This window comes from Streptomyces sp. NPDC093018 (assembly GCF_040684035.1).
Classification (GTDB): domain Bacteria; phylum Actinomycetota; class Actinomycetes; order Streptomycetales; family Streptomycetaceae; genus Streptomyces; species Streptomyces murinus.
Genome location: NZ_JBFBFF010000006.1, coordinates 341,035 through 365,298 on the forward strand (window position 1 = coordinate 341,035; position 24,264 = coordinate 365,298).

Genomic DNA, 24,264 nt, shown 5'->3' on the forward strand with positions numbered 1-24,264 from the left:
TGCCCCGTCGCATGATCGACGGACAGCCGCACCCACCGCGAACCGAGGAGAAACCCATGCAGCCCGAGCCCACCGCCGCGCTCCGCCACCGCACCGTCGAGGCCCCGGCCGGGCGCCTGCACCTGGTCGAGCAGGGCACCGGCCCGCTGGTCCTGCTCGTGCACGGCTTCCCCGAGTCCTGGTACTCCTGGCGCCGCCAGCTCCCGGCCCTCGCCGCGGCCGGCTACCGGGCCGTGGCGATCGACGTGCGCGGCTACGGCCGCTCCTCCAAGCCAGCGGCGACCGACGCCTACCGGATGCTGGACCTGGTGGCGGACAACGTCGCCGTCGTGCGCGCCCTCGGCGAGGAGCACGCGGTGGTCGTGGGCCACGACTGGGGCTCCAACATCGCCGCCGCCTCCGCCCTGCTCCACCCCGGGGTCTTCCGCGCCGTCGGCCTGTTGAGCGTCCCCTACGCGCCGCCCGGCGGCCCCCGCCCCACCGACGTCTTCGGCCGGATCGGCGGCCCCGAGCAGGAGTTCTACGTCTCCTACTTCCAGGAGCCGGGCCGCGCCGAGGCGGAGATCGAGCCCGACGTCCGGGGCTGGCTCGCGGGCTTCTACGCGGCGCTGTCCGCCGACACCATGCCGGCCCAGGGCGCGCCCGACCCGCACTTCGTCGCCCGCGGCGGCCTGTTGCGCGACCGCTTCCCCGCGGGGGTCCTCCCGGCCTGGCTGAGCGAGGACGATCTCGACGTCTACGCCGGGGAGTTCGAACGCACGGGCGTCACCGGCGCGCTCAACCGCTACCGCAACATGGACCGGGACTGGGAAGACCTCACCCCGCACCGCGGAGCCCCGATCGCACAGCCGTCCCTGTTCATCGGCGGCGCCCTGGACGCCTCCACCACCTGGATGTCCGACGCCATCGACGCCTACCCCACCACCCTCCCCGGCCTGTCGGCCTCCCACCTCCTGGACGGCTGCGGCCACTGGATCCAGCAGGAGCGCCCCGGCGACGTCAACCGCCTGCTGACCGACTGGCTCGCCACCCTCCAGGGCTGAACCGGCGGCCACCCCGGCCCGCTCGGGACGGTGATCTTCGGGTGAACACAGGGAGTCATGAAGGGGGTCCGGGACGGCGGTGTCGGAATGTTTCCGGACGATTAAATAACCGCTGATTTTCGGCCAATTGACGACTTCTCAGGGGCTCCCGCCGCCCAGTTCCGGGGCCCCGCCGTTCGAATTCCGTGACTTCACGCCACTGCTTCAACACGAAATGTTACCGAAACCTGTGGGGTCGATGTGTGTTTCCGGCGGGGACTCGGCAGAGTGGCGCTCGCCGCTCCGACGTCCTACCGGAAACGGAGCCGGCACCCGTCTAGTTCGAGCGGAAGGATGCATACCATGCGGAACACCGCGCGCTGGGCAGCGGCCCTCGGCCTCACGGCCGTCGCCGTCTGCGGACCCCTGACCGGGGCCGCCGTCGCCGCCCCGGACGCCGCCCCGGCCTCGCTCTACGCCCCCTCGGCGCTGGTGCTGACCATCGGCCACGGCGGCGAAGCGGCCACCGCGACCCCCGAACGCGCCGTCACACTCAGCTGCGCCCCGACCTCCTCCGGCACCCACCCGGCCGCCCCCGCGGCCTGCGCGGAACTGCGCGGTGTCGGCGGCGACTTCGCCGCCCTCAAGGCGCGCGACGACGTCTGGTGCAACAAGCTCTACGACCCCGTGGTCGTCACCGCCCAGGGCGTGTGGCAGGGCCAGCGGGTCAGCTACGAGCGCACGTTCGGCAACTCCTGTGAGCGGGACGCCGTCGGCGGCAGCCTCTTCGCGTTCTAGCGAGGGCTGCCCAAGGACCGGGATCGCAGGGTCTCCGTACACACCGGATCAGGACCGTGACTGGGGAGTGCGGACCTCTCGGAACGGGGAACCCGTGATCTCGCGCCGGACCGCCGGGCGAAGTGGGGTCGCCCGCCGGTATTCCGGCACACAGAGCCGCTCCCCGGACAGGCCCGTGGGGGGCCTCCCGGGGAGCGGCGAAAAACGAACGGTGCTCAGGCCTTGCGTCGATGGCTCGTGTCGCACCACGGGTAGCGGCGACTGCGCCGACAGGTGCACAGAGCGACACGGAAGCGGTCCGAGGACACCGTCGTACCGTCTTCCAGTTCCACCTCGACCGGACCCTCCACGAGCAGCGGCCCCCGCCGCCGCACGGTGATCCGGCGGGCGCGGTCAGCGGGTTCGTTCGGCACGGATCACCACCAGCTCTTCCGTTCTCTCGTGCGGCGCGAGCAGCCCGCGCCGGCGCAGCCAGTCCTCCCGGGAGCGCAGCACGGGACCCAGCGCGAGCCGGCGCCGCCGCACCACCGCGGCCTTCAGGTCCGCGCCGCGCAGCAGTTCCAGGGTGTGCCCGGGGTCGCTCAGCGCCGACTGCACGATCAGCAGCACGCCCCGGGACGCCAGCAGTGTGGGTGCGTCCCGGCAGATCCGGTCCAGCAGCAGCCGTCCGTCATGGCCCGCGTCCCAGGCCCGGGACCGGCCGCGCGGACCTTGCCCACCGTGCGGACCGCGCCCGCCGTGCGGGGCGGGGACATAGGGCGGGTTCGCGAGGATCACGTCGTACGACCGTCCGCGCGCCGGTGCGAAGAGGTCGCCGCGCCGGATCCGTACCGGCAGCCGGAACAGCAGGGCGTTCAGCCGGGCCGTCCACACCGCCCGCCGGGACACGTCCACCGCGGTCACCTCGGCACCCCGCCGGGCCGCCGCCAGTGCCAGCGCCCCGCTCCCGGTGCCCACGTCGAGCACCCGCGCCCCGGCGGGCACCGCCTCCTCGCCCAGGGCCTCGGCCAGCAGCGCGGTGTCGTCCTGAGGGGCGTAGACGCCCGGAAGCAGCAAAGCGATCACGTGACGCGAGTACCCGGACATTTCGAAAATATGGCTTATATCGTGCTCGGCTGTTCGAGGGGGATGCGCAGCGAGGACCGGGCCGCGCGCCACTCGGTGAGCAGCCGGCGGGCGAGCCGGTCCTCCAGATACTCGGTCGCGTCGATGCCGAAGGCGATGTCCGCGGCCAACTCCGGTTCCTCCTCCAGCAGTCCGCCGATCACCTCGTGCCGGACCACCTGTTCGTGCACCGCGTCGGCCTCCACGTGCTCGTCGTAGAAGAACTGCGCGGCCGCTCCCGCGCCGGTGCGGCGCAGCGCCTCGGCGAGCCGCCGGGAGCCGGGGGAGGAGGTGATCTCCACGTCCGCGAAGTGGCCGACCAGCGCGCCGCGCAGCGCGCGGTGCAGCCCGAACAGGGACATCAGGTTGACGACGGCCAGCATCTCGGCGGGCGCCGCGTCCAGATAGCGGCCGTACGCGGTGTCCAGGCCCAGGTCCCGCATCAGGCCGGCGAACAGGCGCGCGTGCACCCGTTCGGCCCGGCCGCCGCCGAACTCGTCGTACTCCACCGCCGCCATCCCCGCCTTCGCCCGGCCCCACAGCCGGGGCAGCACCCAGGCGTGCGGGTCGGCCTCCTTCAGGTGGTACAGGGAGCGCTGTGCCGCGTACTCGCGCAGCTGCCACAACTCGCCCTCGGCACACAGGAAATGAGTGACGCCGGTGCCCTCGGCCGGTTCCACCAGGAGCGCGCCGAGCGCGTCGTCCAGGCTTTCGTGCCCCGGGGTGTCGGCGCGCAGCGCGGCCAGGAAGCGGTGCTCAAGGGCGGCCCGCAGACGCAGCAGGTCCGGGTCCCACTCGGCCTCGGCGGGCACGCCCGCGAAGCCGCGGTAGTGCAGCTCGTAGCAGAGGTACAGGGCGAGCTGCGGGTCGTCCCCGTAAGGGTCCCCGAAGTCAGCCGGGGCGGGCAGCGGGCCGGTGCCGCGCAGATGTGCGACGAGCGCCGCGGACAGCGGGCCCCGTGCGGGCGGAAGCTCGGGTCCTCTTCGGTTCATGGCGGCCGGGTACCCGGATCCGGGCAGGTCAGTGGCGCCGTCCGGGTGCGGTCCGGTCGCCGCCCGACTGTTCCTGGGCCTGGGTGTCCGGACCCGCGCGCGGGTCCGGCGTGTGCCCCGTGCGGTCCCCGGGACATGGGCGAGGGGCCGCCGTCTCCCTGCGGACGGCGGCCCCTCGGTCCAGGTGGCCCCTCGGCGGCTCCGCCGGGCCGGGTGGCCTCACATATGGACGACCGCCGCCGCGCCCGCGTCCTGCCGCGGCACCCCGCGCCGGTAGAGCAGGAAGGTGAGCACGGTGCCCGCGGCGAAGAAGCCCGCCGACCACCAGAAGGCGGTGGTGTAGCTCTCGATCGTGGCCTGCGCCTGGACCAGCTTGCTGGTGGCGTCACGACCGGTCACGTAGTGCGTGGCGGCGCTGGTCGCGAGGGTGTTCAGCAGGGCCGTACCGACCGAGCCGCCCACCTGCTGCATGGCGTTGACGCTCGCCGAGGCCACGCCCGCGTCCTCGGCGGCGACCCCGCCGGTGGCCAGCTGCATCGCGGGCGGCATCACAAGACCGAGGCCGAAGCCCGTCACGATCAGCTGCGGCAGCACGGCGCCGCTGTAGTGCGAGCCGAGGCCGATGCCGGTCAGCCAGGCCATGCCGGCCATCGCGATGGCGAAGCCCAGCGGGATGACCGTCTTCGGGCCGAGGCGCGGCACCAGGAGCGTGGTGCCCAGCTGCGCCGCCACCATCAGCGCGCCGACCATCGGCAGGAACGCCACACCGGTCCTGGTGGGGCTGAAGCCGAGGTTGAGCTGGAGGTAGTAGGTGAGGAAGAGGAACACGCCGAACATGCCGGCACCGGTGATCAGCACGGCGAGGAAGGATGCCGACCGGTCGCGGTCCAGCAGGATCCGCAGCGGCAGCAAGGGGTGCGCGGCACGGGTCTGCCACCAGGCGAACGCGGCGAGCAGCAGGGCGCCGGCGAGCAGGAAGCCCCAGGTCAGCGGGGAGTGCCAGTGGTGGCTCTCGGCGTTGGAGAAGCCGTAGACCACGGAGAAGAGTCCGGCGGCGACCAGGACCGTGCCCGGCACGTCCAGCTTGGCGTGGCTCGCGTCGCGGTGGTTGCCCAGCAGGATCCAGCCGCCCGCGAAGGCGATGACCGCGATGGCCACGTTCACGTACAGCGTCCAGCGCCAGTCCAGGGCGTCGGTGAGCAGTCCGCCGAGCAGCAGGCCGACCGCGCCGCCGGCCCCGGCGATCGCGCCGTAGACGCTGAACGCGCGGGCCCGCTCGCGGGCGTCGGTGAACGTGGTGTTGAGCAGGGACAGCGCGGCCGGTGCGAGCAGCGCGCCGAAGGCGCCCTGCAGGGCGCGGGCGACGACCAGCATGGTGAAGCCGTTCGCGGCGCCGCCGAGCGCGGAGGCCCCGGCGAAGCCGACGACGCCGACGAGGAAGGCGGGCTTGCGCCCGAACAGGTCGGCGATGCGGCCGCCGAGCAGCAGCAGCGAGGCGAAGGCCAGCGCGTAGGCGGTGACGATCCACTGCCGGTTGCCGTCGGAGAAGCCGAGGTCGCGCTGGGCGGAGGGCAGGGCGATGTTCACGATCGTGGCGTCGAGGACCACCATCAGCTGGGCGACGGCGATCACCGCGAGGATCCACCACCGCCGGGGCGAGGCATCGTGCGGTGCCGCCCCGGTCCCCGCTCGGGGGTCGTCGGTCAGGGTCTTCTGGGACATGGGGAACCACTCCAGGGAAGTCGTTCACGCGCGAGCCATACGGCGTACATAAACGAAACGGTTTCGTACGCATCGAGGCTAGACCAGCTTGAGCGAAACGGCAACGTTTCGCTGTCGCGCCCGGAAAAGCGCGGCCACACGGCGACGGAACAGCCCGCCGGGCCCCCGTCCGCGCCGCTTCCACGTGCGCGGAGTATCCGGATGTGGCGCCCTGGATACACCGTGGGCTTTGGCCCAGGAGCCCGCGGATCCCGCACGCCGTCGCGATGAGGTCGCCACCATGTCCCACGCCCCGTCCCCCGCAGGACCGTCGAACCGCGCTCGGCCGGTGACGAAGTCCGGCCCGGCGGCGGATCCCGGCGCCCGGCCCGCCGATCAGCGGACACCCCGCTGCACGGCCCTGGTGACCGGCGCCTCCTCCGGAATCGGCGCGGCCGTGGCCCGCCGGCTGGCCGCCGACGGGGGCTGGCGGCTGGTGCTCAACGGCCGCGACCTCACCCGTCTGGAGCAGGTGGCCGCCGGGATGTCGGCGCTGACCGTCGCCGCCGACCTCAGCTGGCCCGGCGCCGACCGCCGGGTGACCGAGGCCGCCCTCGACCACCTGGGCCGCGTGGACCTGCTCGTGGCGGGCGCCGGTGTCGGCTGGGCCGGCGAGTTCACCGGCATGCCCCGCGCCCGCATCGACGAACTGATCGGCACCGATCTGCTGGCCACCCTGCACCTCGTCCGCGGACTGCTGCCCCACATGGTCGCGGCCGGCTCCGGACGGATCGTGCTGCTCGGCTCCGTCGCGGGCAGTGTGGGCGTGCGCGGCGAGGCGGTGTACTCCGCGGCCAAGGCCGCCGTGGCCGCGTTCGCCGACGCGCTGCGCTACGAACTGCGCGGCACCGGCGTCGGCGTCACCCATGTGGTCCCCGGCGTGGTCGACACCCCCTTCTTCGACCGGCGCGGCGCCCCCTACCGGCGCACCTGGCCCCGCCCGGTGCCGCCCGAGCGGGTCGCGGACGCCGTGCTCACCGCCGTACGGCGCGGCACCGACGAGGTGTACGTGCCCGGCTGGCTGCGGCTGCCCGCCCGGGTGCGCGGCGCCGCGCCGGGGCTCTACCGGCGGCTCGCCGCCCGCTTCGGGTGAGCGCCCGTGCTCGCCCTCCCGGTCGGCCTCGCCCTGTGCTCGGCCCTGGCGAACGCCGCCTCCTCGGTACTGCAACGCCGGGCCGCCGCGGTGGACACCCCGGCGGAACCCGGCGGGGCCGGCGCGCTGCTGCGCGGGCTGCGGCGACTGCTGCGGCGCCCGGACTGGCTGGCCGGCGTCGCCCTGCTGATGCTGTCCGCCGTCATGCAGGGCTGGGCACTGGCCGTGGGCAGCCTCTCGCTGGTCCAGCCGCTGCTCGCCACCGAGCTGCTGTTCACGCTGATCGTGGGCGGCCTCGTCTTCCGGCGCCGCCCGGGCCGCCGCACCTGGCTGGCGTTCGTCGCGCTCGCCGCGGGGCTGGCCGTCTTCCTGCTGTCGGCCGCGCCGCGCCCGGGCCGCGACGACGCCACCTCCCGGGCCTGGCTGATGGCGGGCGGGGTGGCCTGCGCCGTCGTCCTGCTGCTGGTGCTGGCCGCCCGTACGGTACGGGGGCCCGCCCGCGCGGCGCTGCTGGGCCTCGCCTCCGCCGTGTCCTTCGCGACCACCGCCGCGCTGCTCAAGGAGAGCGTGGGACGGCTGCGGCTGGGGCCCGGGGTGATGTTCTCCCACTGGTCGCCGTACGCCACCGCCGCCGTCGGGCTCGTCGCCTTCCTGCTGCTCCAGAGCGCGCTCGGCGCCGGATCGCTGGCCGCCTCCCAGCCCGCGCTCACCCTGGGCGACGCGCTCACCAGCGTGGCGCTCGGCTGGGCGCTGTTCGAGGAGTCCGTGCAGCTCGGGCTGCGGATGATCCCCGAGGCCATCGGTATCGTGCTGATCGGCGCGGGCAGCATCGGACTGGCCAACACGCTCTCCGCCGGGCGGGGCTGGGACGCACCCGCCGAGCCGGACGGCAGTGAGGTCCGGACCCGCCATGAGTGAACACCTGATCCCGTGGCGGGCATCCTCGCCGTCGGCGCGCGCCCTGGGTACGGCCGCCGCGCTGCTGCCGCTCGGGCTCGCGGGCGCCCAGGTCGGCCCGGCCGCCACCTGGCTCCCCGCCGTACGGCTGCCGTTGTTCCCCCGGCTCTCGGGCACCGGAGCGCCCCACCATGTCGCCCTGACGTTCGACGACGGCCCCGACCCGGTCGCCACACCACGCTTCCTCGACGCGCTGGACGGCCTCGGTGTGCGCGCCACCTTCTTCGTGCTCGGCGAACACGCGGTGCGCCATCCCGCGCTGGTCGCGGAGACCGCCCTGCGCGGGCACGAGATCGCGGTGCACGGCTGGCGCCACGACCGGCCCTGGCACCCCGCGCTCGCCCGCGAACGCGAGGGCGTCGCCCGCACCGCCCGCGCCGTCCACGACCTCACCGGCCGCCGCCCCCGCTGGTACCGGCCGCCCTACGGCATCCTCACCTCCCCGCGCTGGCTGGCCGCCCGGCGCGTGGGGCTGCGACCGGTCCTGTGGTCCGCCTGGGGCAAGGACTGGCGCGCGGACGCCACCCCGCAGTCGGTGCACGCCCTGGTCACCGCGCAGCTGCGGGGCGGCGGCACGATCCTGCTCCACGACTCGGACCGGCAGTCCGCGCCCGGCTGCTGGCGAGCGGCCCTCGGCGCCCTGCCGGGCATCGTCGGGGACTGCCGGGAGACGGGGCTGACGGTGGGGCCGCTGGGGGAGCACGGGATCGGCTGATCAGGAAGACGAGGGGCCGGCGTTCTTGGCGTTTTCGGCGAGTTCCGCCACCGCCGCCATCGGGTCCGCCCGGAACAGGGCGCGGGCCTGTGCCGCCCGCGCCGGGGCGGACGAGGGAAGGCCGGCCAGGGCCTTCAGCAGACCGGGCGGGTCCGGGGCGAGGACCGACAGCCCCAGGTCGGCCATCCGGTGGACGCCCTCCAGACCATGGCCCGGCAGCGGACGGTAGCCGATCACCGGCAGCCCGGCCGCGAGGGCCTGGACGGCGGTCTGACCGGCCGCGTTGTCCAGCAGGGCGTACGACGCGCCGAGCAGCCCCGGCATGTCCGCGACCCAGTCCAGGGCGAGCACCCCCGGAACCCGGCCGATCCGGTCGTACAGCCGCCGGTTGCGACCGCACAGCACCACCGGCAGATACCCGGCACCGGCGAGCAGCGCGGCGGTGGCCTCCGGCCGGGACGCCGCGCCCCAGGCACCCGCGGACAGCAGCACCGGCGGCCGGCCCGGCGCATGCCCGGCGAACCGCTCCCGCCAGCGCGCCGCGCCCGGGGCCGGCGCCGAGAACGCCGGGGCCACGGCGGGACCGGTCGGCACGGCCGCCACCCGAAGGCTCCCGCGCACCTCCCGGGCCGCCGCGTCCGTCAGGCACAGATAGCGGTCGTTGCCCGGGTGCAGCCACTGCCGGTGCACCGCGAAGTCGACCAGATAGACCGCGCTCGGCACCCGCAGCCGCCCCCGCGCCCGCAGATGCCCGGTCAGCTGCGCGGCCAGATGGAAGACCGACACCACCACATCGGCGTCCACCCGGTCCACGAGGGCGAGCAGCCGCTCCCCGGCGAGCCGAGCCAGGGGCACTCCGCTGGGCCGGGTGCCGCCCGGACCGCCGCGCAGGAACGCTTCGTAGACCCCGGCGTACACCCAGGGCGCGTGCCGGACCACCGCCCGGTACCAGCCGCGCAGCCCCGCCCCGAACCCGCGGGGCAGCAGCGTCAGCACGTCGACGACGTACGGCTCATGGCCGTACCCCCCGGCCCGCCGCGCCAGTTCGGCGGCGACCGTGTCATGTCCTGCTCCCATGCTCGCGCTCAGGATCAGCGTCCGGCGCCGCCGGGGCACCGCGGCAGATGCGCACACGGAGACCGATTCTCCGGGGCCGGGACGGCCGAACCGGGCAACCCGGGCCGTGTCGCACCGCCTCGATGGACCCGACTGGCCGACTCCTCCGTGGCGGGACGCCCGGACCGTGCCAGAGTGAAGCCAGGCGCGCGTTCACGCCGGACCCGCACGCGCGCGGCGGTGAGCACGGGAGGTGCCGTGAGTCGGTTGCGGCGCGGCCTGCACCGCGCTTGGCGGTGGATCCGCGTCCAGGCCCTGTTCGCGCACGGCCGGGAGCTGGAGCTGATGCACCGGGCCATGGGTTTCGCCACCCTGGCGCTGGTGACGCTGGCCCCGCTGCTGATCGTGGTCGCCGCCGCCGACCCGCTGGTCCAGGGCGGGTTCGCCTCCTGGCTGACCGACGGGATGGGACTGTCCGGCCCCTCCGCGCGCGTGGTCACGGACGTCATCAGCCCCCCGCACAATGTCATCGGCACCACCAGCGCCTGGAGCGCCGTACTGCTCGCCGTGTTCGGCGTGTCCTTCGGGGGCAGCGTGCAGAACGCCTACGAACGCATCTGGGGCCTCGCCGCCGGGCCCTGGCACCGGGTCTGGCGGCAGGCCACCTGGCTGATCGTGCTGACGGCCTACCTCTACCAGGAGGTGGCGACCAAGGCCGCGCTGCACGGCTCCCAGCGGATCCTGCTGTCCGGGCTCAGCGGTGTGCTGTTCTTCTGGTGGGGGCAGCACTTCCTGCTCGGCGACCAGGTCCGCTGGCGGGAACTGCTGCCGGGCGCGCTGGCCACCATGGTGGGCCTCGCCGGGCTGCGCGCCTTCTCCTACCTCGTCTTCACGCCCCTCATCGTCACCAACGCGCTGAGCTACGGCGCGGTCGGCACCGTCCTCGTCCTGGAGTCCTGGCTGATCGGCGTCGGCTTCGTGATCTACGGCGGCGCCCTGTTCGGCCGCTGGTTCTGCGAGCACCACTGGGTGATGCCGGTCCATCTGCGCCGCCATGGGGACGAGGACGGCGGGGAGAGTGGGGACCCGGGGGAGACCGGGGATCCGGGGGAGAGGGGGCATCCGGGGGAGGACGAGGTTCCTTAGGGGACCTGTCGCGGTCGGGACGCCCCGCGCCGGGTACGACGGCCCGGACCTACGTCAGCTGCCGCCGCACCAGTTCATGCAGCCGGCCCGTCGTGTCCGCGAGCAGTTCGGCCGGGCTGCCCTGCTGGACCACGCGGCCGTCCTCCATGACGATCACCCGGTCCGCGTCCAGGACCGTGGACAGGCGGTGGGCGATGACGACACGGGTGGCGTTCAGTTTGCGGGTGCTGTCGATGACGATGCGCTGGGTGTCGTTGTCCAGCGCGCTGGTCGCCTCGTCGAAGAAGAGGATGCGGGGGCGGCGGATCAGCGCCTGGGCGATCATCAGCCGCTGGCGCTGCCCGCCGGAGACCGAGCCGCCGCCGGAGACGATGGTGTGCAGGCCCATCGGCATGCGCGCGATGTCCTCCGCGAGCCCCGCCATCTCGGCCGCCGCCATCGCCTCCTCGGGGGTGTACGGCTCGGTGCCGCAGATGACGTCCAGGAGGGAGCCGGTGAAGGGCTGGGCGTGCTGGAGCACCACCCCGCACTGGCGGCGCACCGCCGATTGGTCGAGGGCGGCGAGGTCCTGGCCGTCGTACAGGACACTGCCCGAGACCGGCCGGTCGAAGCCGATCAGCAGCCGCAGCAGGGTGGACTTGCCGCAGCCGCTGGGACCCACGACCGCCACGAACTCCCCGGCCCGTACGGCGAAGTCGACACCGTCCAGGACGAGCGGGCCGTCCTCGGAGTAACGGAAGGACAGCTTGCGGGCCTCCAGCGCGCCGGTGAGCGGACCGGGCCGGGTGCTCCCGGCGCGGACCTCGAGGGCGGCCCGGAGGACCGGCCGGATCTCCTCGAACAGCGGCAGCGCGGCCACCGCCGACACCAGCGAGCCGGTCAGCTGGGTGACGGAGGTCAGCACCATCGTCACCGAGGTGTTGAAGGTGAGGAAGTCCGCCGCCGACAGGGTGCCCCGCGCCGGGCCCGCCAGCAGCATGAACATCAGCAGCGAGCACACCGGCAGATAGACCGCGCCGAGCACCGCGGTGAGGTTCTTGATCCGCCCGGCCTTCTGCTGGAGCCCCCGGCCGCGCGCGAACTCCCGTGCCCACGCGGCGTACGCGTAGTTCTCGGCGGCCGCGACCCGCAGCTTGGGCAGCCCGCGCAGGGTCTGGAACGCCTGGTTGTTCAGCTGGTTGCCGAGCACCACCAGACGCCGCTGCCAGCGCACCTGCCACAGCCCGAGCCCCAGGAACACGGCCGCGATCACGACCAGCATGCCGATCGCCGCGAGCGCCATCGGCACGCTGTACCACAGCAGCAGACCGAGATTCATCGCGCCGACCGTCACCGACTGGGCGACCACCGGGCCGACACCCGCCAGCATCCGGCGCATCGCGCTGATCCCCATGGCCGCACTGGCCAGTTCACCGGTGGAGCGCTGGGTGAAGAAGCGGGTGGGCAGCCGCAACAGCCGGTCCCAGACGGCCGGTTGCAGCGCCGCCTCGACACGCCCCTCAAGCCGCAGGATCGACAGGTTCTCCAGCAGGGTGAACGCCGCCGACACCACCCCGCTCACCAGCACCGCCAGGCACACCTGGACGATCGGGCCCTCCTCGGCCCTCGGCACGTACTCGCCGAGCACCTTGCCGGTCGCGATGGGCACCAGCGCGCCGATCGCCACCGTCACCAGGCCCGCGAGCAGCAGCCCGAGCAGATCGCCGCGGGCGCCGCCCAGCGTGAACCGGAGCAGCCCGAGCGGCGAGAGCGCCCTGTCGGGCAGCGGCCGGTAGAACATCACCGCGCGCGGCTCGAACTCCTCGGCGTTCGCCCTGCCGACGGCTGTCTCCCGGCCGCTGCCGGGGTGGACGGCCGCATAGCCGCCGCGCCGCCACAGCAGGGCGACCGGCGCCCCGGACAGCGCCCGCCGCCCCACCAGCGGGCCCACGTTCTCCCGCCACCAGCGTCCTTCGAGCCGTACGGCACGAGTGCGCACCCGGGAGGCCAGCGCCACCCGCTCCACCGGATCGAGGCGCTCGCTCTCGCCGCCGCTCCGCGCGGGCTCGGCGAGCCTGATCCCGGCGGCCTCGGCGACCAACGCGCAGGCCGCGTACGTGGCATCGGCGTCGGCGGCCGTCGTACGACGCTCCGAGCGGCGGCCGATCGAGGCCAGCAGGGTGCGGTCCGCCTGGGCGCCCGCCGCCTCACCCGCCTTGATCCCGGCGGCCGTTCGCGTCTCATGGCTGCGCTCCAGCTGCTCGATCCAGCGGTCCAGCGCGGTCAGCAGCCGGTACTGCTGGTCGACCAGCGACTGCCACAGCGCCGGGTCCATCAGCAGATCGGCGGCGGCCTCCGCGCCGTACAGGGAGCCGTACTGGACGCTGCCGGGCGGCACCTGCATCCAGAACACGTCGTCGTCCGCGGGGACTTCGGGCCGCTCCTCGGCCAGCGCGGCCTGGAAGAGGACGGACAGGCCGCGGCCGACGCCGAGCGCGAGGGCGTACTCCAGCGGGCTGGACGCGGGCGGCACGTACTGCGGCCGCCCGTACTCGTCGTACGACCAGGTCTGGGTGGCCGTCTGCTGGTACAGCTCGCGCAGGTTCACCCGGTGCACCACGCAGTCCCGCACCGGGCGGGCCACCAGGGTGTGCCGGGGACCGGCGACCGGGCCGAGCAGCAGCGCGCCCGCCTCCAGGCGGCCCAGATGGTGCCAGTGGCCCTGCTGGTCGGCGTCCACCGCGAACAGGTCCAGGGCACCGGCCGCCACCAGCCACAGCACCTGGGGGCCCGCCAGGTCGAGGCGGGTGAATCCGGCGCAGTCGACCCGGGTGCCGAGCGTGCCCAGGGCGCCGAGCACCAGGTCGCCGTCGTAACCCTCCCGCCCCTCCTGAACGGATGTCATCAACGCTCCCTGACCAGCGCCGCGTACGCGCCGCCGCGCGCCACCAGCTCCTCGTGCCGCCCGCGTTCGACCACCGTGCCGTGCTGGAGCACGACGATCTCGTCGCTGTCGCGGACCGTGCTCAGCCGGTGCGCGATCACCACACAGGCGCAGCCGCGCCGCCGCAGGTTGTCCATCACCACCAGCTCGGTCTGCGCGTCCAGCGCGCTGGTCACCTCGTCCAGCACCAGGACGCTCGGCCCCCGCACCAACGCCCGCGCGATCTCCAGGCGTTGGCGCTGCCCGCCGGAGAAGTTGCGGCCGTCCTGCTCGACTCTGCCGTGGATGCCGCCGGGCCGGCGCGCCACCACCTCGTACAGGGCCGCGTCCTTCAGCGCCTCGACGACCGCCTCGTCCGGGATCGAGGGGTCCCACAGGGCGATGTTGTCGCGGACCGAGCCCTCGAAGAGGAACACCTCCTGGTCCACGAAGGAGACGGAGGCGGCGAGCGCGCCGCGCGGGATGTCCTCCAGGCGGCGGCCGTCGATCCGGATCACCCCGTCCCAGGGCGCGTAGAGGCCCGAAATCAGCCTGGACACCGTGGACTTGCCGCTGCCCGAGCCGCCCACCAGCGCCACCTGCTGCCCCGGCCCCACGGTCAGGTCGAAGCCGGTCAGCAGCGGCTTGTCCAGCGGGCTGTAGCCGAACGTCACGTTCTCCAGCTCGACATGGCCGCGCAGCCGCCGCGTCTCGTCGCCGGGGCCGCCCCGCGCGTAGAGCGGATCGGCCTGGAAGTTCTCCACGTCCTTCAGCCGCGCCACGTCGGCCGCGAAGTCCTGGATGCGGCCCGCCACCCCGTTCAACCGGGTCAGCGGCGCGGTGAAGCGGGTGACCAGCGCCTGGAAGGCCACCAGCAGACCCACCGAGATATGCCCCTCGATAGCGCGCAGCCCACCGATCCACAGGATCAGCGCGCTGTTGAACGTGGCCAGCGTCGGGGCGACCACCCCGAGCCAGGCGCTCGGCACCCCGAGCCGCTGCTGCTCCTCCAGCGTGGCGGCGTGCTGCCCGGCCCACTTGCGGAAGTAGCCGTCCTCGCCGCCGGTCGCCTTCATCGTCTCGATCAACTGAAGCCCGGTGTATGCCGTGTTGGTCAACCGGGCGGTGTCCGCACGCAGCTTGGCCGTGCGGGTCGCGCGCAGCCGTACCACCAGCCGCATGGCGACGATGTTCAGCAGGGCCACGCCGATGCCGAGGAACGTCAGCTGGGGGTCGTAGGTGTAGAGCAGCACCGCGTACAGCACGACCACGATCGCGTCCACGCCGGCCGCCGCGATATCGCGGGCCAGCGTCTCCGCCACCTGGTCGTTGGACTGCAGGCGCTGCACCAGGTCGGCGGGGGAGCGCTGGGCGAAGAACGTCACCGGCAGCCGCAGCAGATGGCGCAGGAAACGGGCGCTGGTCAGGGTGGAGGAGATGATCCGCCCGTGCAGCAGATTGGCCTGCTGCAGCCAGGTCAGCACCAGGGTGAGCAGCACACAGGCGGCCATCGAGGTGAACAGCACCCCCAGCAGCGAGGTCTGCTTGCCGATCAGGAACATGTCGATATAGGTGCGGCTCAGCGCCGGTACGGCCGCGCCGACCGCGACCAGCAGCAGGCTGGCCAGCACCGCGGCGGGCAGGGTGCCCGCGGTGCCGCGCAGCCGGGCCGGCAGCGCGCCGAGCACGCCCGGCCTGCGCCCGCCGCGGGTGAACTCCGCGCCGGGTTCCAGCACCAGGACGACACCGGTGAAGCTGCCGTCGAACTCCTCCAGGGGCACGAAACGGCGGCCCTTGGCGGGGTCGTTGATGTGGACGCCGCGCCGGCCGAGGCGGCGGCCCGTCCCGTCGTAGACGACGTAGTGGTTGAACTCCCAGAACAGGATGGCCGGGGCGCGCACCTCGGCGAGGGCGGCCAGGTCCATCTGCATGCCCTTGGCGGTCAGGCCGTAACCGCGCGCCGCCTTCAGGAGGTTGCTGGCGCGCGAGCCGTCCCGGGACACACCGCAGGCGATGCGCAGCTCCTCCAGCGGGACGTGCCGCCCGTAGTGGCCGAGGACCATCGCGAGGGCGGCGGCGCCGCACTCGACGGCCTCCATCTGGAGCACGGTGGGCGTACGGACCGTGCCGGTACGGGACGTGGGGGCCGGACGCCGGGCGGGGGCGGCGCGTCTGCGGCCGCGGGTCTCCTGCGGAGCGGTCGTCACGGGAGCAGCCAATCGACGGGGTGCTGGTCGGCCAGCCGGACGGAGGCGGCGGCGAGGGTCATGGAGGCCGGCCGGAACGGCGGCCCGTCGGCCGTCGACCACCGGTAACCGCTCTTGGTGGTACGGGAGTTGTCCAGTTCCACGGTCACGGCGACCGGACGGCCGTCCTTGGTGAACTGCCGGCCGAGCTGGCTGTCGCCGAGGAACGCGGCGATCGACTGCGCGGACTGCGCGGCCCGGTCCACCGAGCGCACCCGGCCGCGCAGCACGCCGTAGCGCTGCGCCGGTACGGAGGAGACGGTGAGGTCCACGGCGGCGCCCGCGGGGATGGCGGCGGCGTTCTCGGCGGGGACGTACACGGTCGCGTACAGCGGGTCGTCCGCGTGGGCGACCTTCTCCACGGCGGCCACGTCGGTGCCGGTCTGCACGATCTGCCCGATGCTGGCGGCGAGCGTGGTGATCCGGCCGGCGGCGACCGTGCGGACCACCGAATCCCCTTGCGGGGTACGGACCTTGACCACGGGGGCGTTCGCGGGCAGCTGCCGGCCCTGGCGGGCGAGGACGGCCGTCACCTGCCCCGCCACGGGACTCTGGAGGACGTAACTGCCCTGTCCGTGGGTGAGGATGGCGCCCGCGCTCACCGTGGAGGCGACCGAACCGGTCACCGCCCAGACGGAGGCGGCGGCCATGACGGCGACGGTGACCCCGAGCGCGAGCCGGCCCTGCGGGCGGGCGAGCCGCACCGGGAGGTCCAGCTCCTGGGGCGACTGGAGTTTGGCGAGGGCCTGTTGGCGGAACTGCACGGAACTTCCCTCACCTGTGGGGGAGTCGCGGATGTGTCGGGACGCCCGAGAGCCCCGGAGCCGGGGGACGGCTCCGGGACCGACGGATCACAAGAGGGCTCGGTCAGAGACCGGCGACCAGGCCGGTGACCGGGGCCACGTTCAGGCCAGTGACACCCTCGACCGTGCCGATGGCCGTGTTGGCCAGGTCGGAGACCGGGGCGATGCCGTTGACGGCGCCGGTCACGGTGCTGAGGGCGTTCACCTGGAGACCACCGGAGACGGCGTCCAGCTCGGCGTCGGCGATCTCGGCGGTCTGGACCTGGGAGGTGGAGTTCATGATGGAACTTCCCTTCATATGGATATTCACAAGGGGGGAACGGCCTCTCCGGTCGACAGGCGATCAACAGGAGGCGGGCCGCGGTGCGAAGGATCAAAGCACGCACGCCGTCCGCGCTTCCACTCAAACAGGGCTCTCACCAGGGAACTTGATCCACGAGGGGGTGCAACCGTGCAGGCGCGGGCACGGCTTGTCGGCGACTTTTTCACATGCGGCACGGCATCGTCGCGGCCGCGGGGTTGCCTCGGTCGGCGCGTCCGGCACGGCACCCGCCCGGGGCGGGCCGGGGGCGCCCGGATGTGCAGAAGCGCTGACCGCGGTGGCTTGGTTGAGCATTCAATGTGCAGATTCGCTGAAGCGGGGATTCCGGTACGTTCCAGGAACTGAACGTCATGGAGCGATCGCTGCACGTGTTCTTTCAGCTGCCGGTGCTCTCAGTCGCCGCACGCGCGCAGGAGCAGCAGCGCCACATCGTCCCGCCGCGCCCCCGCCGGCACGCTCCGGCGCACCAGTTCGTCCGCGAGGGTCTCCAGCGGCAGGTCGCCCAACTCCGCGAGGCGTGCGCCCAGTTCCGCCAGGGCGTCCTCGATGTCCACGCCGGGCGATTCCACCAGGCCGTCGGTGTAGAGGACGAGGACCGAACCGGGCGTGAGGGCGACCTCGGTCGTCGGGTACGCCGCCGCCGCGTCGATGCCGAGCAGCGGGCCGCCGGCCAGGTCCAGCACCCGCACCTGCCCGTCGGGCCGCCTCAGCAGCGGCGGCGGATGTCCCGCGCGCGCCATCACGGCGAGCCCGGCCGCCGGATCGAGGCGCAGATACAGACAACTGGCGAACAGCTCCGCGCCCAGGTCGATCAGCAGCCGGTTGGTGCTGGCCATCACCTCGTGCGGGCCCTGCCCCACCGCGGTGTACGCCCGCACCCCGGTGCGCAGCTGCCCCATCAGACCCGCCGCCGTCACGTTGTGCCCCTGCACATCCCCGATCACCGCCGCCGTCAGGGGCCGGGCCGCGACCAGGTCGTAGAAGTCGCCGCCGATCTCCATGCCATGGGTGGCCGGCAGATACCGGGCCGCCGCCTCCACACCCGGCAGCGACGCCAGCGAGTGCGGCAGCAGCGCCTGTTGCAGCCCGTGCGCCAGCTGGTGCTCGGCGTCGTAGAGCATCGCGCGCTCCAGGGCCTGGGCGATCAGCCCGCCGAGGGCGGTCAGCACGGCCCGTTCGTCGGCGGGGAAGAGCCGCGGCTCGGCATACGCCAGCACACAGGTGCCGACCGGCCGTCCGGAGGCGATCAGCGGCAGATACGCCCACGCCGCGAAGCCGTCCGGGCTCTCCTCCCGCTCCGGGTAGAGCCGCCCCAGCTGCTCCCGGGACTCGAAGAACGCGGGCACTCCGCTGCTCAGCGCCCGCATGCCCGGGGTCCGCTCGGACAGCGGCAGCCCCTCGAACCGCTCCACCACGCTCGGATCGTCGTACCCCCGGTGCCCCAGCAGATGCAGCCGGCCGTCCTGCGGCGAGGCGATCGCCAGCGCCCGGCAGCCCACCGCGGGCGCCAGCTCGTCCCACACCAGCCGCACCACGTCCCGCACCCCCACCGCCTCGGTCAGCGCCCCCGCCAGGTTCAGCACCTGGGAGATCGTCACCAGCCGGGACGGCCCCGCCGCCACCGGGGCGGCGGCCGGCGCCACGTCGGCCATCGGGCGCGTCCGCCCGATGCGCACGCTGATTCCGGTCAGGCTCGGATACAGCCGGAACGACAGCCAGTCGCCGGGCGGCCGCAGCGCCACGAACGAGGTGGGCTGCTGGCTCAGCAGCGCGGCCCGGTAGCGGTCCTCGTAGGTCGGATCGTTCAGCCAGGGCACCGCGACCCACGGCAGGGCGCCGAGCAGTTCGTCCGGGGTCCTGCCGAGCAGGGTGGCGGCGGCCGGGCTGACGTAGCCGATCCGGCCGTGCAGATCCAGCGACGCCAGGCCGTACGGCAGCCGGTCCACCATCCGCGCGGCCTCCACCGAGCCCAGGGTGCCCGCCACCTCGGGTCCGGGCGCCGCGAGCAGATCGCGCTCACGGCCGAGCGGCCTGCGCTCCTTCGCGGCCCGGGCGAGCCGCAGCGCCAGCCGCTTGCAGGACGCCGTCAGCCGCACGCGCTCCTCGGTGGACAGCTCCGGCGGATGGCTCCCGGGCCAGGTCACGAACACCGCGCCGTACACCTCGCGCGCGGTCGCCAGCGGCAGCGCGGCCAGCGCGAACGAGTACGGCAGCACCACCGCGATCCGCGGATAGCGCCCCGCCATCTCCTCCTCGCCGCCCACCCAGATCAGACGCCGCTTGCGCACCGCGTCCGCGACCGGCACCGACGCACCGAGCCCGAGCCGCTCCCAGGGCGCCGCGAACGCCCGGGGCAGGCCCGCGTGCACCGCCATCTCCAGGACCGGTTCATCGGGTCTGAGCAGGTACACGGCGCCGGAGTGGGCGTGCACCTCCTCCATCATCGCGGCCAGGGCGACCGACAGCACCGGCTCACCGGCGGGTGTCCCGGCGGCCGCCGCCCGTGCGGGCCCTGGCCCGTCGGACACGCCGACCACCTCCTCCTACGGCCGCGTGTCGCATCCCGGATCAAGACTCCCCCGTGACGGCGTCCCGCGCACGGCGAGCGCGCCCCCGGTGGCGTGCCGGGCGGCGGGGACGGTACGACTCGCCGTCGTGACCAGCGGCCAAGCCGCGGCGCCGGCCGCCTGGAGCGGGTCGGGCGTGTCGGAGTGCATGGTTGCGGGTTGGACAGGCGCGCCGACGGGACCGCGCCTAGATTCGATGGGGTGGCACACACCTTCGAGGAACTGGTGCAGAAGCAGCGGGCGGCCGACGCGGCGCACACCACGGTCGAGGAGCTGCGGGAGACGTACGGCCCACCGGCCGAACGCGGCATGACCGGCGCCCAGTCGGGCACCTATGAGACCGCCCTGCGGGCCTGGCGCGACCTCGCCCGCGATGTGCAGACCGCGCTGAGCGAGTACGCGAAGGACACCGGCCGCCCGCGCGCCGACATCGAGGCCGAGGTGGAACGCGCCGCCGCGGCGGGCGAGAGACCGCCGACGGGCTGACCGGCGGCCGGGGAAAGGCCCATGTGAGCCGGTATTCGTCGGCTCGCCCCGGGTACCCGGCGGCCATGAACACTGCCATGTACGAAGCGGCCACCGGCAGGCAGGTCTTCGGCTACGTCCTCATCCTGGTCGCCGGGGTCGTCCTGGTCGGCGGACTGATCTGGGCGTTCCGGCTGGGCTTCGAGGTGCGTCAGCGCGAGCCCGCCCCACCGCGCCCGGAGGAGCAGCCCAAGCTGCCGCCGACGGGCCCGGTCCGCGAGACCAGCGAGATGCGCGAGCCCCGCGATGTGCCGAGGGCCGATGACGGGAGCGAGCGGCTCACCCCGCACCAGCTCGACAACATCCGCTCCCGGCGCGCCGACGACCAGCGGCGTCCGCGCTGGTCACCGGGGTCCAGCGGTTCCTTCGGCGGCGGTGGCGGCGGCCGTACCTGAACGGCCCGCCGCGCGGCCCCCGTTTACGCGCGGCCCCCGTTTACGGGTGACGCCGGGCGGATACCCGCGGCGGAAAGCCGAGACCAGGTCCGCGGGGCCGATGTACCGGTCCCGCCGGACGCCGTACGCAGAGGGTGGATGACACGACGTGATCGCGCAGCCGACCGAGAATCCGGACATACCGCGGGCCGAGACGGGGTGGGCGCAGGCGCACAGCCGCCGGGACCGCCCGGACCTGGGGGTGCGTACCTGTGTTCCCGCCGTGCCGGACCGCACCGGGACCTGGCGGCCGGGAAACGGCCCCGAGGACACCATCGTGCGTGGCGAGGACTGAGCGCGCGGCACATCCGCGGCCCCCGGCACCGCACCGGCCCGGCCCCTCGTACGGACGAGGGAACCGGGCCGCCGCGCTGTCCGGCCGCGGAGTTCAGCCGTGCGTCGCCGGAGAGGGAGTTCAGCCGTGCGTCTTCGCCAGCAGCTCAAGGATCTCCGCCGTCGTGCCGGTCTCGCCCAGCCGCGGGAAGATCTTCTCGACGCTGTGCGCGTGCGTCGCGGCGTCGCGGTCGGCCATCGCGTCGGTGGCCAGGGTGACGTGGTAGCCCATGGCGTAGGCGTCACGCGCGGTGGACTCGACGCCGATGCTGGTGGCGATGCCGGTCAGCACGATCTGGGTGACGCCGCGGCGGCGCAGCTGCACATCCAGGTCGGTGCCGAACAGGGCGCTCCAGTTGTGCTTGGTGACCTGGATGTCCCCGGCGTGACCGGTCAGTTCGTCGACGATGACGTCCCAGCCCTCCGGGAACGCCGCGCCGCCGCCCTGCTGCTCGGTGCGGCCGGGCATGACGTCGGAGAAGTCGGCGGCGAAGGACACCCGGACCAGGACGACGGGCAGGTTCCGGGCGCGGAACGCCTCGGCCAGCTCCACCGAGCGGGACAGCACGTCGGCGCCCGAGTGCGGCTGCGTGGGGGAGCCCACGATGCCGTGCTGGAGGTCGATCACGACGAGGGCGGTACGGGGGTCGAGCGTGGTGAGCGACATGAGTCGGTCAGGCCTTTCGAGGGGTTGTTTCAGGGGTCGTTCAGGGTCGTTCGGGGGTGTGCGGAGTTCAGCGTGTCCGTTCCATGGCTACGGCCGCGACAGCCGCTGCATCAGCTCCAGCGCCGCCAGGATCGTCTGCCGTTCCTCGTCGCTGTACCGGTCCTGGAAGGCGCGCGCCAGCCACTCCTCGCGCACCTGCTTGTTGCCCTCGACACGGGCCCGGCCGGCGTCGGTCAGGGTGACCAGCTGGCGGCGGCCGTCGTCCGGGTCGGGGGCGCGGCGGATCAGATCGTGCTGCTCCAGCCCGGCCAGCGTGGTGGCCATGGACTGCGGGCGCACCCCCTCGGCGGCGGCCAGCGCGCTCGCGGTGGCCGCGCCGTGCTTGCCGACCAGGGTCAGCGCCGACTCCTGCGACGGAGTCAGGTCCGCGTCCTGGGCGACCTCGCGGATACGGCGCCGCAGCCGGCTGAACGCCACCCGTAGATCGCGTGCCGCCCGGACCGCCGCGTCGGAGATGTCTTCCACGCCGATCACCCTAGGTCCGTCAGGCTGGACTGTCCAGCTGAAACTGTTCAGCTTTGCCTGAAGAAACTCAGGGGCGGCACCGGCGACACGACCGACGCGTGCTTCGCCGCCCCCGTCCTCGACGAACTCGACGCCCGACTCGCCCGCCACCAGCCCCAGTTCGGCCCCAAGCCGTCCGCCCACAGCCACTGTTCCCCCGGCGGCATGATCGGCAACAACTGGTGCGGCGCCTGGAGATCCTCGCCTATGACGGGCAGGGCGCCTGGGCCGGCCCCACCCCGCCCGGCGAGATCTACCCCGGCCTCGACCGCATCGCCACCGACCACCTGGCCGGCATTCGCCGCGGCTACCCGAGGATCCGGCGCCGCGTCTCCGGCCACAACCCCGACTCCCTGCTGTCCGAGAACGGCTTCGACGTGGCCAGGGCGCTCATCGGCAGCGAGAGCACCGTCGTGACCGCACTGCGCGCCGAACCCGACCTCCTGCCCGTGCCGCCGTACCAGTCGCTGCTCGTCCTCGGCCACGACGACATCTGCGCCGTCGCCGACGACGTCCCCCGCCTCCCGGAGCACTGCTCGCCCACTCGGCTGGAGGCCCTGGACGGGCGCATGGCCCAGCTGGTGCGCGAGGAGGGCGCCTACCTCGACTCTCTCGACATCCTTCGGACTCGCGCCAACCCTGCCGGCGGGGCGGGACGTCACCGTGTCAGCCCGCCGGCTGGACCGAGGCGACGTTCTCCACCGCGCGCACCGACCGCGAAGCGACCATCGCGGCCGTCGCGACCACGTGTATCGTCGCGCAACCGATCAGGGTCGCGGTGATCCCCGCGGCCTGCGACACCGGGCCGACCACGAGCTGGGCCAGCGGAACCGCCGCGATCGACCCGAGCATGTCGTAGGAGTAGACCCGCGCGAGCCGTTCCGCCGGCACGTGGTGCTGCAACGATGTCTCCCACGCCACGCCGAACTGCTCAAGGCACAGCCCGGCCACGAAGGCGGTGGTCATGAGCAGCCACGGCTTCGGGTACATGGCGAGCGCCAACGGCAGGCCCGCGAACGCCGCCACGCACGCCACGCCGAGCAACAGCAGCCTGCGCACCCTGATCCGCAGCGCCACGAAGGCACCGGCGACCATGCCCACGGTCTGCGCGGCCAGCACGAAGCCCCACGTCTCACGCCCGATCACGGTGTCCGCGAGGACCGGGCCGAGGACCATCGTGCCGCCCGCGTGCGCCGCGTTGACGAAGACGAAAGCCACGACCACGCCCCAGACCCAGCTCCGCGAGACGAACTCCGTCCAGCCGATCCGCAGCTCGGACAGCACCCCCGGCCTGTGCTCGGCGGCGACCCCGGCCGCCGGTACACGCACGAACGCGAAGCACAGGCCCGACAGCGCGAACGACAGCGCGTCCACCCCCAGGCCCCAGCCAGGGCCGATGAACGCGATCAGCAGGCCGCCGAGGGACGCGCCCGCGATCGTCGACGAGTTCTGCCCGAGGCGCAGCAACGCGTTGGCGCGCTGCCGCTGCTCGGTGGGCACCGTCTGCGGCGTGAGCGCCGAGGAGGCGGGGAACGCGAAGGCGCTCGACATGCCGTTCACGGCCGCCAGTACGACGAACGCCGGCACGGACACCGTCCCGGTCAGCACCAGGACGGTCAGAAGCCCCTGGCTCACCGCCGACACCGCGGACGACCCCACGAGCACGAACTGGCGGGGCAGCCGGTCCGCCACGACACCGCCCCACAGCAGGAACACCAGGTTCGCGATCGAGCGCGCCGCCACGACGACACCGAGCGCCGTGACCGACTGGGTCACGTCCCGTACGGCGAACACGAGCGCGATCTGCGCCATCGCGTTGCCGGCCATGGTCGTTACGCGGGCACTGAGCAGCCAACGGAAAGCCGGATGCGCCAACGGCGCGAGTGATTCCCCCATGACGGGCACCGTACCAAGTGGTCTGCTTCGGAAGTGAAGTCTCAACCTGCCGCTCCATGAGCCCTGTTGGTTCCCTGGCCTACCGCACTCGACCTGCCTCGCGTGCAGGTCGTCACCGACCCGGAAGGCCGGCTCATCCCTGTCCGCGGGGCCGCAGCCTGGGCCGCGCGGTGGCAGTCGCGCGCCTCGTCTCGTCGAGCCGGCTGGCCAACCGGACCACCGTCGGCCCTTCGAACAGGTCCGCGAGGGAAAGGTCGACGCCCAAGGCCGCCCGTATCCGGCTGACCAGTCGGGTCGCGGACAGTGAGTGGCCGCCGAGTTCGAAGAAGTTGTCGTCGATGCCGACGCGTTCGAGGTCCAG

23 protein-coding genes and 1 pseudogene are annotated in these 24,264 nt (G+C 73.6%); 10 read left to right on the forward strand and 14 right to left on the reverse strand.

All coding sequences use genetic code 11. The annotated features are described in order from the left end of the window. Window positions 1-56 precede the first annotated feature (56 nt). Entirely contained in the window at window positions 57-1,043 is a 987-nt protein-coding gene (locus AB0N90_RS17450; protein ID WP_365197325.1) for an alpha/beta hydrolase, read from the forward strand. Between the two features lie 342 nt (window positions 1,044-1,385). Further along, on the forward strand, window positions 1,386-1,820 hold the full coding sequence (locus AB0N90_RS17455) for a subtilase-type protease inhibitor (protein ID WP_085568909.1): 435 nt from the start codon (window positions 1,386-1,388) through the stop codon (window positions 1,818-1,820). 215 nt (window positions 1,821-2,035) lie between these two features. On the opposite strand, the gene AB0N90_RS17460 is transcribed toward AB0N90_RS17455, so the two are convergent. The 4 genes from AB0N90_RS17460 to AB0N90_RS17475 all read right to left on the reverse strand — a co-directional run bounded on the left by AB0N90_RS17460 (window position 2,036) and on the right by AB0N90_RS17475 (window position 5,638). After that, a complete protein-coding gene (locus tag AB0N90_RS17460) occupies window positions 2,036-2,233 on the reverse strand; it encodes a CDGSH iron-sulfur domain-containing protein (RefSeq protein ID WP_085568099.1) in 198 nt (65 codons plus the stop codon). Next, window positions 2,214-2,906, reverse strand: coding sequence for a HemK2/MTQ2 family protein methyltransferase (locus tag AB0N90_RS17465; protein WP_365197328.1), 693 nt, complete (start codon window positions 2,904-2,906; stop codon window positions 2,214-2,216). The genes AB0N90_RS17460 and AB0N90_RS17465 overlap by 20 nt, the downstream gene beginning before the upstream one ends. A gap of 14 nt (window positions 2,907-2,920) precedes the next feature. Then, on the reverse strand, window positions 2,921-3,916 hold the full coding sequence (locus tag AB0N90_RS17470; protein ID WP_365197330.1) for an iron-containing redox enzyme family protein: 996 nt from the start codon (window positions 3,914-3,916) through the stop codon (window positions 2,921-2,923). A 219-nt stretch (window positions 3,917-4,135) separates the two neighbouring features. Next, entirely contained in the window at window positions 4,136-5,638 is a 1,503-nt protein-coding gene (locus AB0N90_RS17475) for an MFS transporter (protein ID WP_365197331.1), read from the reverse strand. Window positions 5,639-5,918: 280 nt separating this feature from the next. Between AB0N90_RS17475 and AB0N90_RS17480 the strand changes: the two genes are divergently transcribed. From AB0N90_RS17480 to AB0N90_RS17490, 3 genes are read left to right on the forward strand one after another with little or no spacing between them, the layout of a single operon-like run. Next, the gene (locus tag AB0N90_RS17480) at window positions 5,919-6,770 is read left to right on the forward strand and encodes an SDR family NAD(P)-dependent oxidoreductase (protein WP_365197333.1); all 852 of its coding nucleotides are present in this window, start codon (window positions 5,919-5,921) and stop codon (window positions 6,768-6,770) included. A gap of 6 nt (window positions 6,771-6,776) precedes the next feature. Continuing rightward, window positions 6,777-7,688 (forward strand): DMT family transporter, encoded by a 912-nt coding sequence (locus tag AB0N90_RS17485; RefSeq protein WP_365197336.1) that lies wholly within the window; start codon window positions 6,777-6,779, stop codon window positions 7,686-7,688. Next, window positions 7,681-8,442: a polysaccharide deacetylase family protein gene (locus AB0N90_RS17490; RefSeq protein WP_365197339.1), complete on the forward strand. Its 762-nt coding sequence runs from the start codon at window positions 7,681-7,683 to the stop codon at window positions 8,440-8,442. The genes AB0N90_RS17485 and AB0N90_RS17490 overlap by 8 nt, the downstream gene beginning before the upstream one ends. On the opposite strand, the gene AB0N90_RS17495 is transcribed toward AB0N90_RS17490, so the two are convergent. Further along, the gene (locus AB0N90_RS17495; RefSeq protein ID WP_365197388.1) at window positions 8,443-9,519 is read right to left on the reverse strand and encodes a galactosyldiacylglycerol synthase; all 1,077 of its coding nucleotides are present in this window, start codon (window positions 9,517-9,519) and stop codon (window positions 8,443-8,445) included. A 246-nt stretch (window positions 9,520-9,765) separates the two neighbouring features. Here AB0N90_RS17495 and AB0N90_RS17500 point away from each other — a divergent pair, with 246 nt between their 5' ends. Further along, entirely contained in the window at window positions 9,766-10,644 is an 879-nt protein-coding gene (locus AB0N90_RS17500) for a ribonuclease BN (protein ID WP_365197390.1), read from the forward strand. 49 nt (window positions 10,645-10,693) lie between these two features. Here AB0N90_RS17500 and AB0N90_RS17505 read toward each other — a convergent pair whose 3' ends face one another. From AB0N90_RS17505 to AB0N90_RS17525, 5 genes are all read right to left on the reverse strand, one after another. After that, complete coding sequence (locus AB0N90_RS17505) at window positions 10,694-13,528, reverse strand: NHLP bacteriocin export ABC transporter permease/ATPase subunit (RefSeq protein ID WP_365197340.1); 2,835 nt, start codon at window positions 13,526-13,528, stop codon at window positions 10,694-10,696. Next, complete coding sequence (locus AB0N90_RS17510; protein ID WP_365197343.1) at window positions 13,528-15,753, reverse strand: NHLP family bacteriocin export ABC transporter peptidase/permease/ATPase subunit; 2,226 nt, start codon at window positions 15,751-15,753, stop codon at window positions 13,528-13,530. The genes AB0N90_RS17505 and AB0N90_RS17510 overlap by 1 nt, the downstream gene beginning before the upstream one ends. After that, window positions 15,750-16,556, reverse strand: a complete 807-nt coding sequence (locus AB0N90_RS17515) for an HlyD family efflux transporter periplasmic adaptor subunit (protein ID WP_365197346.1) — start codon at window positions 16,554-16,556, stop codon at window positions 15,750-15,752. The genes AB0N90_RS17510 and AB0N90_RS17515 overlap by 4 nt, the downstream gene beginning before the upstream one ends. A gap of 103 nt (window positions 16,557-16,659) precedes the next feature. Continuing rightward, entirely contained in the window at window positions 16,660-16,875 is a 216-nt protein-coding gene (locus tag AB0N90_RS17520) for a type A2 lantipeptide (protein ID WP_361672727.1), read from the reverse strand. A 434-nt stretch (window positions 16,876-17,309) separates the two neighbouring features. Beyond that, window positions 17,310-19,445, reverse strand: coding sequence for a SpoIIE family protein phosphatase (locus tag AB0N90_RS17525; protein WP_361672725.1), 2,136 nt, complete (start codon window positions 19,443-19,445; stop codon window positions 17,310-17,312). 240 nt (window positions 19,446-19,685) lie between these two features. Between AB0N90_RS17525 and AB0N90_RS17530 the strand changes: the two genes are divergently transcribed. From AB0N90_RS17530 to AB0N90_RS17540, 3 genes are all read left to right on the forward strand, one after another. Then, complete coding sequence (locus AB0N90_RS17530; RefSeq protein WP_361672724.1) at window positions 19,686-19,970, forward strand: hypothetical protein; 285 nt, start codon at window positions 19,686-19,688, stop codon at window positions 19,968-19,970. A gap of 65 nt (window positions 19,971-20,035) precedes the next feature. Further along, a complete protein-coding gene (locus tag AB0N90_RS17535) occupies window positions 20,036-20,404 on the forward strand; it encodes a DUF6479 family protein (protein WP_365197349.1) in 369 nt (122 codons plus the stop codon). A 148-nt stretch (window positions 20,405-20,552) separates the two neighbouring features. Continuing rightward, a complete protein-coding gene (locus AB0N90_RS17540) occupies window positions 20,553-20,738 on the forward strand; it encodes a hypothetical protein (RefSeq protein WP_365197351.1) in 186 nt (61 codons plus the stop codon). 120 nt (window positions 20,739-20,858) lie between these two features. On the opposite strand, the gene AB0N90_RS17545 is transcribed toward AB0N90_RS17540, so the two are convergent. Continuing rightward, a complete protein-coding gene (locus AB0N90_RS17545) occupies window positions 20,859-21,443 on the reverse strand; it encodes an isochorismatase family protein (protein ID WP_365197354.1) in 585 nt (194 codons plus the stop codon). Window positions 21,444-21,530: 87 nt separating this feature from the next. Next, entirely contained in the window at window positions 21,531-21,968 is a 438-nt protein-coding gene (locus AB0N90_RS17550) for a MarR family transcriptional regulator (protein WP_361672715.1), read from the reverse strand. A 57-nt stretch (window positions 21,969-22,025) separates the two neighbouring features. Here AB0N90_RS17550 and AB0N90_RS17555 point away from each other — a divergent pair. Beyond that, a pseudogene (locus AB0N90_RS17555) lies at window positions 22,026-22,624 on the forward strand (FAD-binding oxidoreductase); the annotation flags it as partial. Window positions 22,625-22,673: 49 nt separating this feature from the next. On the opposite strand, the gene AB0N90_RS17560 reads toward AB0N90_RS17555, so the two are convergent. Both AB0N90_RS17560 and AB0N90_RS17565 read right to left on the reverse strand, forming a co-directional pair. Further along, a complete protein-coding gene (locus AB0N90_RS17560; protein WP_365197356.1) occupies window positions 22,674-23,903 on the reverse strand; it encodes an MFS transporter in 1,230 nt (409 codons plus the stop codon). 133 nt (window positions 23,904-24,036) lie between these two features. Then, window positions 24,037-24,264 (reverse strand): phosphopantetheine-binding protein (locus AB0N90_RS17565; RefSeq protein WP_365197359.1); only part of this gene is annotated, 228 nt, incomplete at its 5' end.